Here is a 12,218-nt window from a genome sequence, read left to right as displayed (position 1 = left end):
CCCGAGTAGGCCCACGCGCCTACTCGGCCGGCGCGCACCGAGCCGGACGGTGGACGCCGATCAGGCGTCCACGCACCGCAGGGCACCCACCCGAAGAGCAAGGGTGCATCGCACCGGACTCGCACACCTTGCAGTACGCCCGCGCCGAGCCGGACGCATGCGCCGAGCAAGACCTGCGCTCTGAGCAAGACATACGGACCGAGCAAGCGGTGGGCCGAGGGGCGGGCTGGCCGAGCAGGACGTGCGCGCCCGATAGCGTCCGCACGAGGTGGCGCCTGCGCAGGGTGGCACCCGTGCGAGGTGCTGCCCGTGCGGAGCGGCGTCCGTGCGGGGTGGTGTCCGTACGAGGTGGTGCCCGCGCGCCTGCGCAGGTGCCTGCGCAGGGTGGTGCCCGCGCAGGGTGGCGTCCGTGCGAGGTGGTGCCCGCGCGAGCGCGTGCGCAGGGAAGCGTGCCGAGCAGGACGTGCGCGCCCGATAGCGCCCGCGCGAGGTGGCGCTCGCGCGGGGTGGGTGCGGGGTGGCGGTGGGCACCGCCACCCCGCACCCACCCCGCATCGGCGATCAGCCCCGCACCCCGCACAGATGCAGCAGTGCCGCCACCGCGCGGTACGGATCCGTGCGGCCGGCCCGTTCCTCGGCTGCCAGCAGGCGCTCCCACTCCGGGGAGCCGGGCGGCTCCGCGTCGTTCGGGGCGAGGTCGGTGAAGACGCGCACCCCGTACCAGGCGCGCAGCGGCGCGCCGATCGCGGTCAGGGTCGAGGTCAGCTCCTCGCGCCGGTCGGCGCGCACCCGCAGGCCGATCCGGTTGGTGTACGAGGGGGAGTCGAAGGCGGTCAGCGCGGTGTCCCAGTCCCCGGCCAGCCCCGGCCGCATCGCCAGCGCGTCACCGTTGCGCACCAGCAGGGAGAGCAGGCCGCCGGGTGCCAGTACCCGGGCCAGCCCGGCGAGCAGCGGATCCGGTTCGGGCACGTACATCAGCACCCCGTGGCACAGCACCACGTCGAAGGTGCCCGGCAGGAAGTGTGCCCCGGTCTCCCGGCCGTCGCCCTCGATCAGCCGCACCCGCCGCCGGATGCCCTCGGGCTCGTCGGCGAGCACGGTGCGGGCCGCCTCCAGCATGGCGGCGTCCGACTCCAGCCCGGTCACCTCATGGCCCGCACGGGCCAGCCGCAGGGCCTGCGTGCCCTGGCCGACGCCCACGTCGAGCACCCGCAGCCGCTGTCCCACCGGGAAGCGGGCGGTGATCTGCTCGTCGAGCTGGTGCGCGACCAGTGTCTGCCGGACGGTGTTCCGCAGGGCCCCGAGGTGACCCAGCCAGCCGGTCGCCCCGCCGGCGAAGCCGGAGGGTTGGCCGCTCAGGGCCGCTCTCCGCGCTTGACCTGCGGCTTGGGCAGCCGCAGCCGGCGCATCTGGAGGGTGCGCATCAGGGCGTACGCCACCGCGCCGCGCAGGTTCTCGTCGGGGAAGCGCTTGCGCAACTGCCGCTTGAGCTGGAAGCCGAGGACGATGGAGTTGATCACGATCAGGACGATGACCACCATCCACAGCAGCAGCACATAGCTCTGCAGGGCGCCGGCCCGGATCATGCTCAGCACCAGGATGACCACCGCAAGCGGCAGGAAGTACTCCGCCACTGAGAACCGCGAGTCCACGAAGTCGCGGGCGAAACGTCGCACCGGACCCTTGTCGCGGGCCGGCAGATACCGCTCGTCGCCCCCGGCCAGCGCCTCGCGCTGCTTGGCCAGATCGGCGCGGCGGGCCTCGCGCGCACGCTTGGTGGCCTCCTTACGGTTGGCCGGCGTCTTCGCCAGGCTGCGGCGCTGTGACTGGGCCTCGCTCCGCTTGGGAGTGGGGCGGCCCTTGGGCGCCTGCGGGTCACGGGGCTGCTGCGGCTGGTCCGCGGTCACCTTGGTGGTTGCGGCCTGCTCATCCTTGGAACGGCTTCGGAACACAAAGCCCAAGGGTACGGGTTGCCGGGTGGGTGCCCCAGCCTCAGGGGGAACGATCCGGCAACGGGATCCCGCCGTACCGGGGCCCGATCGGGACACAGATCGGGACACAGGGGGCGCACTCCTCCTTGCGCCGGAGACTCCGGGTGCCTGATCGTCCTGGAGGAGGAGCGCGCGCGGACGCGAACAGTGCGGTAATGGAAGTGGGCCCCGTAGGCTGGGTCTATTGGAGTGCCGGAGCACACGTCCGTCAGAAGGGGGCGCGCGAGGCCCATGAGCGGTGTCATGAAGCGTATGGGAATGATCTTCCGCGCGAAGGCCAACAAGGCCCTGGACCGGGCCGAGGACCCGCGCGAGACCCTTGACTACTCGTACCAGAAGCAGCTCGAGCTGCTCCAGAAGGTGCGGCGCGGTGTCGCGGACGTGGCGACCTCGCGCAAGCGCCTGGAGCTTCAGCTCAACCAGTTGCAGGGCCAGTCCACCAAGCTGGAGGACCAGGGGCGCAAGGCGCTCGCGCTCGGCCGGGAGGACCTGGCCCGCGAGGCGCTGTCCCGCCGTGCCGCGCTCCAGCAGCAGGTCACCGACCTGGAGACGCAGCACCAGACGCTCCAGGGCGAGGAGGAGAAGCTGACGCTGGCCGCCCAGCGGCTGCAGGCCAAGGTCGACGCGTTCCGCACCCGCAAGGAGACCATCAAGGCCACCTACACCGCGGCCCAGGCGCAGACCCGTATCGGCGAGGCGTTCTCCGGCATCTCGGAGGAGATGGGCGACGTCGGCATGGCGATCCAGCGTGCCGAGGACAAGACCGCCCAGATGCAGGCGCGCGCGGGTGCGATCGACGAGCTGCTGGCCTCCGGAGCCCTCGACGACCAGTCCGGTATGGCCACCAAGGACGACATCGCGGCCGAGCTCGACCGGATCTCCGGCGGTACGGACGTGGAGCTGGAGCTCCAGCGGATGAAGGCCGAGCTGGCCGGCGGCAGCCCGCAGCAGGCGATCGAGGGCGGCAAGCAGGACCAGGCCCAGCAGTCCCAGACCCAGCACAGGTTCGACAAGCAGTAGCCCGCGCCCCTTGGGCGAGGTCTCCGAGGAGGTCGTCATGATCGTACGGATCATGGGGGAGGGCCAGGTGCTGGTGGCCGACAGCCGGCTGCCCGGACTGAACAGACTGGACGACGAGCTGCTCGCCGAGATCGAGGACGGCGATCACGAGGGCTTCCGGAAGACCCTGGGCGCGCTGCTGGAGGCGGTGCGCTCGGCCGGTGAGCCGCTGCCCGACGACGCCCTCCAGCCGTCCGAGCTGATTCTCCCCGCCGCCGACGCCACCCTTGAGGAAGTCAAGGCGATGCTCAAGGACGACGGCCTCATTCCGGGATAGTGCGGCGCAAGGTCGTGCGACGCGCCCCCGGACCGCACTCCAGCACAGCTCGTGCCCGCTCGGCCGGCCGGGCTCGGGCGCTCATGAAGCCGGGCGGCCCGCCGCGGCCCTTACCGTTGGATCCCGTGACTCCCCTCGCCGTCGGGCCGGGTCTGGCCCGTCCGCACCGCTGGCTGTGCGACCACCCCCGCTCCCTGGACGCCATGGTGTCGGCGGGGGTCCTGGTGCTGATCCTGGTCGGCGCGGTGGCCAGTCCGCGCGTGCCCGATCAGCCGCTGGGCCCCCTCTTCGTGCTGCTGGCCGTGCTCGCCGCCGGCTCGCTGGTGTTCCGCCGCGAACGGCCGTGCGGAGTGCTCGTCTTCAACGTCGGCCTCACCCTCGTCGAGATCATCACCAATGACGTGGGCCCGCCGCGCACCTCCATCGTGTTCGGCGTCGTGGTGGCGCTCTACACCGTCGCGGCCCGCACCGACCGCCCCACCACCTGGCGGCTCGGCGCCGCCACGGCCGTGCTGGTCACGGGGGCCGGGATGCTCTTCGGGCTCAACCCCTGGTACTCCCAGGAGAACTGGGGGCTCTTCGCCTGGACCGGGCTGGCCGCGGCGGCCGGCGACGCGGTGCGCAGCCGCCGCGCCTTCATCGCCGCCATCGAGGAGCGGGCGGTCAGGGCCGAGCGGACCCGCGAGGAGGAGGCGCGCCGCCGGGTCGCCGAGGAGCGGCTGCGCATCGCCCGTGAGCTGCACGATGTCGTGGCGCATCACATCGCGCTGGTCAACGTCCAGGCCGGGGTGGCCTCCCACGTCATGGACAACCGTCCGGACCAGGCCAAGGAGGCGCTCGCCCACGTACGGCAGGCGAGCCGCTCGGCGCTGGACGAACTGCGCGCCACGGTCGGTCTGCTGCGGCAGTACGGCGACCCCGCCGCGCCCACCGAACCGGCCCCCGGCCTCGCCGTCCTGGACCAGCTCGTGGACGGTTTCGTCCGGGCCGGGATGCGGGTCGAGGTCCGGGCGGAGCCACCGGAGGCGCTCAGCCCGCTGCCCGGCTCGGTGGACCTGACGGCCTACCGGATCGTCCAGGAGGCGCTGACCAATGTGCACAAGCACGCCGGGCCCGGGGCCACCGCCGAGGTCCGCATCGTCCGCGTCCGGGACGCCCTGGAGGTCACCGTCGAGGACGACGGGGCGGGGGCGCGGACCGAGGGGCCGGGCGGGCCGGAGGGGACGGACGACAAGGGCGCGCCCGGGGAGGAGACCGGGGGCGGCGGGCACGGCCTGCTGGGCATGCGCGAGCGGGTGACCGCGCTGCGCGGCAGCTGCGAGGCGGGACCCCGGCCCGAGGGCGGCTTCCGGGTCCGGGTGAGACTTCCTCTGCAGTTGCGTAGCGGAGGGGACTCATGACGATCAGGGTGTTGCTCGCGGACGATCAGGCGCTGCTGCGCAGCGCGTTCCGCGTCCTGGTGGACTCCGAGCCGGACATGGAGGTGGTGGGGGAGGCGTCCGACGGGGCGCAGGCGGTGGAGATCGCCCGAGCCGAGGGTGCCGATGTGGTCCTGATGGACATCCGGATGCCCGGTACGGACGGGCTGGCCGCCACCCGCATGATCACCGAAGATCCGCAGCTCGGCGGCGTCCGGGTGGTCATGCTGACGACCTTCGAGGTCGACGAGTACGTGGTGGACTCGCTGCGGGCGGGCGCCAGCGGATTCCTCGGCAAGGGCGCCGAACCCGATGAGCTGCTCGCGGCGATCCGTATCGCGGCGGCGGGCGAGGCGCTGCTGTCCCCGGCCGCGACCAAGGGGCTGATCGCCCGCTTCCTGGCCCAGGGCGACCGGAGCGACGAGGGGAGCGGCTACGACGCCGCGCGGCTGGACGTCCTCACGGTCCGCGAGCGCGAGGTCCTGGTCCAGGTGGCCGGCGGGCTGTCGAACGACGAGATCGCCGCCCGGCTGGAGGTGAGCCCGCTCACGGTCAAGACGCATGTCAACCGCGCGATGGCCAAGCTGGGCGCCCGCGACCGCGCCCAGCTGGTGGTGATCGCCTACGAGACGGGGCTGGTCCGCGCGGGCCACTGACCGGGGGCCGGGAACCGGGGCCGACTGCCGAGCTCAGCCCCGGTTCCCGGCACACGCCGCCGGCTACGGCAGCGCCAGCATCCGCTCCAGGGCCAGCTTGGCGAAGTGCTCCGTCTCCTTGTCGACCTGGATGCGGTTGACCACCTTGCCGTCCACCAGCGACTCCAGCGCCCAGACCAGGTGCGGCAGATCGATCCGGTTCATGGTCGAGCAGAAGCAGACCGTCTTGTCGAGGAAGACGATCTCCTTGCCCTGATCGGCGAAACGATTGGCCAGGCGCCGTACGAGGTTCAGCTCGGTGCCGATCGCCCACTTCGAACCGGCGGGGGCGGCCTCCAGGGCCTTGATGATGTACTCGGTCGAGCCCACGTGGTCCGCCGCGGCCACCACCTCGTGCTTGCACTCGGGGTGCACCAGCACGTTCACATCCGGTATCCGCTCGCGCACATCGTTGACCGAGTCCAGCGAGAACCGGCCGTGCACCGAGCAGTGGCCGCGCCACAGGATCATCGTCGCGGCGCGCAGCTGCTCGGGGGTGAGGCCGCCGTTCGGCTTGTGCGGGTTGTAGACGACACAGTCCTCCAGCGACATGCCCAGGTCGCGGACCGCCGTATTGCGCCCCAGGTGCTGATCGGGCAGGAACAGCACTTTCTCGCCCTGCTGGAACGCCCACTCCAGGGCCCGCTGGGCATTGGAGGAGGTGCAGATCGTGCCGCCGTGGCGACCGGTGAACGCCTTGATGTCGGCGGAGGAGTTCATGTACGAGACGGGCACCGTCACATCCGCGACCCCCGCCTCGGTCAGCACCTCCCAGCACTCGGCGACCTGCTCGGCCGTGGCCATGTCGGCCATCGAGCAGCCGGCCGCCAGATCGGGTAGGACGACCTGCTGGGCGTCGTTGGTCAGGATGTCGGCGGACTCGGCCATGAAGTGCACACCGCAGAAGACGATGTACTCGGCGTCCGGCCGGGCCGCCGCTTCCCGGGCGAGCTTGAAGGAGTCCCCGGTGACATCGGCGAACTCAATCACCTCGTCGCGCTGGTAGTGGTGGCCGAGGACGAAGACCTTGTCCCCGAGCTTCTCCTTGGCCGCGCGGGCACGCGCCACCAGATCCGGGTCGGAGGGCGCCGGAAGGTCTCCCGGGCATTCCACGCCGCGCTCGCTCCGGGGGTCGGCCTCCCGGCCGAGAAGCAGCAGAGCGAGCGGGGTCGGCTGCACGTCGAGGGGTTGGGCGGTGGTCACGTCACGCACCCTTCTTTCTTCACTGGGAACCCTAATCGTCAGAATGACGCTATCTATCATAGCCGCTTCACGTCACTTTGACGATGGGCATTGTGTCGATGTGACGCATTCCGGTGTGCCGACCCGTGTGCGAGCATGAAGGGCAACAGGAGACAAGCGCTGGGCCCGGAATGAATCCGGGACGCCGTTGGTTGGTTCCGACGGCAAGCAGTCCGTACGACCCGGGAGAGAAGCAGATGACCGTTCAGGACGAGACCACCGCGAGCGAGGGCATCATCCTGTCCGACGCCGCCGCGTCGAAGGTCAAGAGCCTGCTGGAGCAGGAGGGCCGCGACGACCTCGCGCTGCGCGTCGCCGTCCAGCCCGGCGGCTGCTCCGGCCTGCGCTACCAGCTCTTCTTCGACGAGCGCTCGCTCGACGGCGACGTCGTCAAGGACTTCGGCGGCGTCAAGGTCGTGACCGACCGCATGAGCGCCCCGTACCTGGGCGGTGCCTCGATCGACTTCGTCGACACCATCGAGAAGCAGGGCTTCACCATCGACAACCCGAACGCCACGGGCTCCTGCGCCTGCGGCGACTCCTTCAGCTGAACCGCCGGCACGGCGGCGGCGAACGGCGCGACGAAGGGGGCGGGCCCCATGGGCCCGCCCCCTTCCGCATGCCGCGCTACGCCTGTTCCCGCGACGGCACCGTCACTTCCGCAGCGGCACCGTCTCACCGGTGGACCCGTCCACGACCTTCCGGCCGTCCAGCGGCTCCTTCAGCGTCACCTTCTTCTCCAGCTGCTTGGCGATCAGGATGCAGGCCCGCCCCGGATGGGTCGGCTTGCTCCCCAGCTCCAGCGTCACCTGCTCGGACGTCTCCTTCGCGGAGAGCGAGTAGGTGTTGCAGACACCGCCCCAGAAGCGCACCGTCAGGGTCTTGCCGTCCACGCTGTACGAGGTGATGTCATCGGGCTTGGAGGTCTCGTCCCCCTCGCCCGGCCGCGACGGGGAGTGGCCCGGCTCCTCGGCCTTCTTGATGAACTCCGGCTTCACCGCGGGATAGGGAAGGGTGACCGCCACCCCGTTGGCCCCGGTCGGCTCGGTCTCGAAGATCCACGACGGCACCAGCGCCCGCCGGCCGTCGACCAGGTGCGAGGCGAGGCCGAAGGTGGCCTTGCGCACCGTCACCTTGTCGGAGCCGTCGCCGCCCTTGGCCGCCGCCGTATCGTTCAGCCGCCGCAGCGCCTGCTCCGCGCCGAGCAGCGGATAGCTGTCGTCCTCCCGGGGCAGCGCCAGCGTTCCGCTGCCGCCCACCAGCTGGCCGTCGGCGCCGACCTGAAGACTGGTCCGCCAGCCGTGGGTCGGCAGATCGCCCACCCGCGGGTCCGCGTTCACCATCCGCACGGCGCCGTAGCGGCTCCGCGCGTCGAGCTTCGCGTCCGACAGGCCCAGCGCCTTCAGCACCGGCTCGGCGGTGCGCTCCGCCTTCTCCTCGGACACGGCCTGGTCGCCGCCCTCACCGGCGCCGTTGTCACCGCGCTTGTCGCCGTCCCGGTAGGAGGGGCAGTCCGCGGCGCCCTTGTCAGCCTCCGTCCCGGCGGCCTGACCGCCCTTGTCGGTCCGCGCGCCCTGATCCGCCGGCTTCCCGTCCGGGTGGACGCAGGACGTACCGCCCGGCGCCCCATAGCGCGAGTACGACCAGCTGCCCGGTCCGGTCCGGCTCACCCGCAGCGTCGGGCCGCTCGCGTCCTTGGTGCCGCCGACCTTCCAGTACCCGTGGTCGGCGCGGGGGCTGCCGGACACGTCCAGGGCCTTCGCCAGCCGCGCCGCATCGGCCTTGGTGACCTTCGGGTCGCTCAGGTACACCGGGGCCTCCTCGGGCCCGTCCGGGTACTTCCCCTTGATCACATAGCGGCCGCCGCGCGGATCGGGCTCACCCGGCGCGATGCCCTCGTCCCCGCCCCGCTCCCCGGCCGGGGAGGCGTAGGCGTCCAGTGCGAGGGGTTTCGGCGCGCCGTCCTCGCCCGCCGCGCCCGGCCCTCGCGTGCCGCCGTCCGCCGCGCTGGAGGCCCAGTAGGCGCCGCCACCACCGGCGACCAGCACCGCCGCCGCCACTGACACGACGGCCAGCGGCGAGCGTCGGCGCGGTCGGCGAGTGTCGTCGTCGGGGGTCTGCGGGGTGTCGGTGTCCTCGGTGCTCACCGTTTCGCTCCTTCGGCTCCGCTCACGTTCTACGGTCGCATCCCTCGCGAGGAGATGCCGATGAGACGGAGCCGGGGCGCACCCGGTTCCTTCAGTTGCCGTAATCCGACATGCCGGCCAGCAGATCGGCCGACGCGGGCGGCACGGTGATCCCCCGGATGCGGGAGGGGGAGACCGGTGAAGCGGGGGCGGCGGCAGGCGATACGGTGACCGCCCAGTGCGGCGCCATCCGCGCACCGTCCCCGCGCAGCTCCTCCAGCTGCTCGGGTTCGATGACTCCGGTGGCGGAGAAGGCGGAGGCGAATCGCTGAGGCATGAGGTCTCCCGGTCCAGGGGGCCGCCCACGCGTACCCCGCGTCGAGCACGCTATTCAGCGGGTGTCCGCGAAAAAAGACCTACTATCGGGTAGTTTCTTCCGTTCGTATGGGCAGGGGGAAGCGGATAGCGTGAAGCGTCCGATCTCGCCGCCCCTCGCAGGAGCGAATCCCGTGCGTATCGCCGTAACCGGCTCCATCGCCACCGACCATCTGATGACCTTCCCCGGCCGCTTCGCCGATCAGCTGGTCGCCGATCAGCTGCATACGGTCTCCCTCTCCTTCCTGGTCGACACCCTCGACGTCCGCCGTGGCGGGGTCGGCCCCAACATCTGTTTCGGCATGGGCGTGCTGGGCCTGCGCCCGATCCTGGTCGGCGCGGCCGGCGAGGACTTCGCCGACTACCGCGCCTGGCTGGACCGGCACGGTGTGGACACCGCGTCCGTGCGGATCTCCGAGGTCCTGCACACCGCGCGCTTCGTCTGCACCACGGACGCCGACCACAACCAGATCGCCTCCTTCTACACCGGCGCCATGAGCGAGGCCCGCCAGATCGAGCTCCAGCCGGTCGCGGAGCGGGTCGGCGGCCTCGACCTCGTCCTGATCAGCGCGGACGACCCGGAGGCGATGGTCCGCCACACCGAGGAGTGCCGCACCCGCGGCATTCCCTTCGCCGCCGACCCCTCCCAGCAGCTCGCCCGCATGGAGGGCGAGGACATCCGGGCGCTGATCGGCGGCGCCGAGTACCTCTTCACCAACGAGTACGAGGCCGCGCTGATCGAGACCAAGACCGGCTGGACCGCGGACCAGATCCTCGCCAAGGTCGGCACCCGGGTCACCACGCTGGGCGCGCAGGGTGTGCGGATCGACCGCGAGGGCGAGGAGCCCATCGTCGTCGGCTGCCCGGAGGAGGAGCGGAAGGCCGACCCGACCGGCGTCGGCGACGCCTTCCGCGCGGGCTTCCTCTCCGGTCTGGCCTGGGAACTCCCGCTCGAGCGCGCCGCCCAGGTCGGCTGCATGCTGGCGACGCTGGTCATCGAGACGGTCGGCACCCAGGAGTACGAGCTGCGCCGCGGCCACTTCATGGAGCGGTTCGCCAAGGCGTACGGCCATGAGGCGGCGGGCGAGATCGCGGCCCACCTCTCCTGACCCCACCGGCCCTGTCCGACACATCCCGCCGTGCCGGCTCCTCCAGCCACCGCTGGGAGGCACCCCGTGTGCCAGAGGCCGCGCGCACCGCCTCCGCCGGACGGCGTGATGTGCCGGACAGGGCCGACGGGGCTCAGTCGCGGCGGCGGACCCGGTAGGCCACGCCCCGTTCGGCCGGGCGCTCGCCCTCGTAGGTCTGGCCCCGCATCTCGCACCACGCCGGGATGTCCAGCCGGGCCGCCTCGTCGTCGGACAGCACCGTCACCACGCCGCCCACCGGCACGTCGCCGATCACCTTGGCCAGCTCGATCACCGGGATCGGGCACCGCTTGCCGAGCGAATCGACCACCAGCTCGGGCTCGGGAGCCGGGGCGGAGGCTTCGGCTCCGGCCGGCCGTGGCGCGCCCAGGCGCTCGCGCACCTCGGCCACCACCCCCGGCAGCACCTCCAGGAACCGGTCCACCTCCGCCTCGGCCGTACCGCGCGGCAGCGAGACCCGGACATTGCCCTCGGACAGCACCCCCATCGCGCGCAGCACATGGCTCGGGGTCAGCGTGGACGAGGTGCACGAGGAGCCGGACGAGACCGAGAACTCCGCGCGGTCCAGCTCGTGGAGCAGCGCCTCTCCGTCGACATAGAGACAGGAGAAGGTCACCAGATGCGGCAGCCGCCGCTGAGGATCGCCGACCACCTCGACCTCCGGCACCAGCGCCGGCACCCGCGCCCGGATGCGGTCCACCAGCCCCCGCAGCCGTTCCGCCTCGGCGGTGGCCTCCGCCCGGACGGCCCGCAGCGAGGCGGCCGCGGCGACGATCGCGGGGAGGTTCTCGAAACCGGGGGAGCGGCCCGACTCCCGCTCGTCGGCGGGCGAGGCCGTACGGAAGCGCACCCCCTTGCGCACCACGAGCAGCCCCACCCCCGCAGGGCCACCCCACTTATGGGCACTTGCCGTCAGGAGCGACCACTTGCCCGCCGCGGGACCCCAGCCGAGCGACTGCGCCGCGTCCACCAGCAGCGGTACGCCCGCCGCCGCACACTCCTCGGCCGCCTCGGCCACTGGCTGGAGGGTGCCCACCTCGTGGTTGGCGGACTGCAGACAGGCCAGCGCCACCCCGTCCGGGGCCTCCCGCAGGGCCGCCGCGTACGCGCCCGGCGCGACCCGCCCCATACGGTCCACCGGCACCTCGGTGACCGTGCCGCCGTCCGCCTCGTGCGCGGCCGCCGCGTGCAGCACCGAGGAGTGCTCCACGGCGGAGACGACCAGATGACGGCCGGCGCGCCGACGGCCCGCGAGCGCCCCCGCGATGCCCTCGTGCACCGCGCGCGTCCCCGAAGGAGTGAAGACCAGCTCGTCCGGGCGGCAGCCCACGGCCTCGGCCGCCGCCTCCCGCGCGGCGTCCAGCAACAGCCGGGCGCGGCGCCCCTCCCGGTAGAGCCGGGCGGGGTCGGCCCACCCCTCGTCGAGGGCGGCCAGGAGCGCCTGCCGGGCGACGGGGTGCAGCGGAGCGGACGAGGCCGCGTCGAAGTAGGGCACATACGAAACGCTAGTCGCCACCACCGACAACCGGGCGCGCGCGGCCCCCGTCCGAGCCCGGCGGCCGGGGCCGAGCCGTGCCGGGCGCGAGGCCGAGCCGCGCCGGGTCCGTACCGGGGCCGCACCGACCGCCGAGCCGAGACCCCGCCGGGCTCCGGGGGCCGGGGCCGCGACCGTGCCGTGCCGGACCGCACTGGCCTCGCAGCCGAGTCCCACCGACCCCGAGACCGGGCCGTGCCGCACCTGGCCCCGGGTCGGGGCCGCGTCAGCCCGAGGCCGGGCCGCGCCAGGTCCGGGACGGAGACGGCACCGGCTCCGGGGGCGAGGGCGGGCCGGGTCCGTACCGGGGCCGCACCGACCGCGGAGCCGAGGTCACGCCGGGCCGGTGGCCG

At 72.7% G+C, this 12,218-nt stretch carries 12 protein-coding genes; 6 read left to right on the top strand and 6 right to left on the bottom strand.

The features are described 5' to 3' along the window. Positions 1-561 precede the first annotated feature (561 nt). Both PS467_RS12540 and PS467_RS12535 read right to left on the bottom strand, forming a co-directional pair. A complete protein-coding gene (locus tag PS467_RS12540; RefSeq protein ID WP_311035332.1) occupies positions 562-1,227 on the bottom strand; it encodes a class I SAM-dependent methyltransferase in 666 nt (221 codons plus the stop codon). 128 nt (positions 1,228-1,355) lie between these two features. Then, positions 1,356-1,952: a DUF3043 domain-containing protein gene (locus PS467_RS12535; protein WP_268971558.1), complete on the bottom strand. Its 597-nt coding sequence runs from the start codon at positions 1,950-1,952 to the stop codon at positions 1,356-1,358. A 270-nt stretch (positions 1,953-2,222) separates the two neighbouring features. On the opposite strand from PS467_RS12535, the gene PS467_RS12530 reads away from it, so the two are divergent. From PS467_RS12530 to PS467_RS12515, 4 genes are all read left to right on the top strand, one after another. Beyond that, positions 2,223-3,011: a PspA/IM30 family protein gene (locus PS467_RS12530; RefSeq protein ID WP_268971557.1), complete on the top strand. Its 789-nt coding sequence runs from the start codon at positions 2,223-2,225 to the stop codon at positions 3,009-3,011. A gap of 37 nt (positions 3,012-3,048) precedes the next feature. Then, complete coding sequence (gene pspAA, locus PS467_RS12525) at positions 3,049-3,327, top strand: PspA-associated protein PspAA (protein ID WP_311035331.1); 279 nt, start codon at positions 3,049-3,051, stop codon at positions 3,325-3,327. 116 nt (positions 3,328-3,443) lie between these two features. Beyond that, positions 3,444-4,727, top strand: a complete 1,284-nt coding sequence (locus PS467_RS12520) for a sensor histidine kinase (RefSeq protein ID WP_311035330.1) — start codon at positions 3,444-3,446, stop codon at positions 4,725-4,727. Continuing rightward, complete coding sequence (locus tag PS467_RS12515) at positions 4,724-5,401, top strand: response regulator transcription factor (protein WP_311035329.1); 678 nt, start codon at positions 4,724-4,726, stop codon at positions 5,399-5,401. Before PS467_RS12520 ends, PS467_RS12515 begins: the two co-directional genes overlap by 4 nt. A gap of 63 nt (positions 5,402-5,464) precedes the next feature. Here PS467_RS12515 and nadA read toward each other — a convergent pair whose 3' ends face one another. Continuing rightward, a complete protein-coding gene (gene nadA / locus PS467_RS12510) occupies positions 5,465-6,643 on the bottom strand; it encodes a quinolinate synthase NadA (RefSeq protein WP_311035328.1) in 1,179 nt (392 codons plus the stop codon). 236 nt (positions 6,644-6,879) lie between these two features. Here nadA and PS467_RS12505 point away from each other — a divergent pair, with 236 nt between their 5' ends. Then, on the top strand, positions 6,880-7,233 hold the full coding sequence (locus tag PS467_RS12505; protein WP_020871998.1) for a HesB/IscA family protein: 354 nt from the start codon (positions 6,880-6,882) through the stop codon (positions 7,231-7,233). Positions 7,234-7,335: 102 nt separating this feature from the next. Here PS467_RS12505 and PS467_RS12500 read toward each other — a convergent pair whose 3' ends face one another. Both PS467_RS12500 and PS467_RS12495 read right to left on the bottom strand, forming a co-directional pair. Further along, positions 7,336-8,829, bottom strand: a complete 1,494-nt coding sequence (locus tag PS467_RS12500; protein ID WP_311035327.1) for a hypothetical protein — start codon at positions 8,827-8,829, stop codon at positions 7,336-7,338. Positions 8,830-8,920: 91 nt separating this feature from the next. Further along, complete coding sequence (locus tag PS467_RS12495) at positions 8,921-9,145, bottom strand: hypothetical protein (protein WP_268971543.1); 225 nt, start codon at positions 9,143-9,145, stop codon at positions 8,921-8,923. A 172-nt stretch (positions 9,146-9,317) separates the two neighbouring features. Here PS467_RS12495 and PS467_RS12490 point away from each other — a divergent pair, with 172 nt between their 5' ends. Beyond that, a complete protein-coding gene (locus PS467_RS12490) occupies positions 9,318-10,292 on the top strand; it encodes a carbohydrate kinase family protein (RefSeq protein ID WP_268971542.1) in 975 nt (324 codons plus the stop codon). Positions 10,293-10,425: 133 nt separating this feature from the next. On the opposite strand, the gene PS467_RS12485 is transcribed toward PS467_RS12490, so the two are convergent. Continuing rightward, on the bottom strand, positions 10,426-11,826 hold the full coding sequence (locus tag PS467_RS12485; protein ID WP_311035326.1) for a cysteine desulfurase/sulfurtransferase TusA family protein: 1,401 nt from the start codon (positions 11,824-11,826) through the stop codon (positions 10,426-10,428). Between the last annotated feature and the right edge of the window lie 392 nt (positions 11,827-12,218).

The organism is Streptomyces luomodiensis (genome assembly GCF_031679605.1).
GTDB classification, from domain to species: Bacteria; Actinomycetota; Actinomycetes; order Streptomycetales; family Streptomycetaceae; genus Streptomyces; species Streptomyces luomodiensis.
Note: the sequence above shows the minus strand (reverse complement) of the source record. Positions and strands in the feature narration are given on the sequence as shown.

Excerpts from the sequence above, each read along its gene's own strand:
- PS467_RS12530 (WP_268971557.1), top strand. The coding sequence starts at position 2,223 with ATGAGCGGTGTCATGAAGCGTATGGGAATGATCTTCCGCGCGAAGGCC.
- pspAA (WP_311035331.1), top strand. The coding sequence starts at position 3,049 with ATGATCGTACGGATCATGGGGGAGGGCCAGGTGCTGGTGGCCGACAGC.
- PS467_RS12515 (WP_311035329.1), top strand. The coding sequence starts at position 4,724 with ATGACGATCAGGGTGTTGCTCGCGGACGATCAGGCGCTGCTGCGCAGC.
- PS467_RS12505 (WP_020871998.1), top strand. The coding sequence starts at position 6,880 with ATGACCGTTCAGGACGAGACCACCGCGAGCGAGGGCATCATCCTGTCC.
- PS467_RS12495 (WP_268971543.1), bottom strand. The coding sequence starts at position 9,145 with ATGCCTCAGCGATTCGCCTCCGCCTTCTCCGCCACCGGAGTCATCGAA.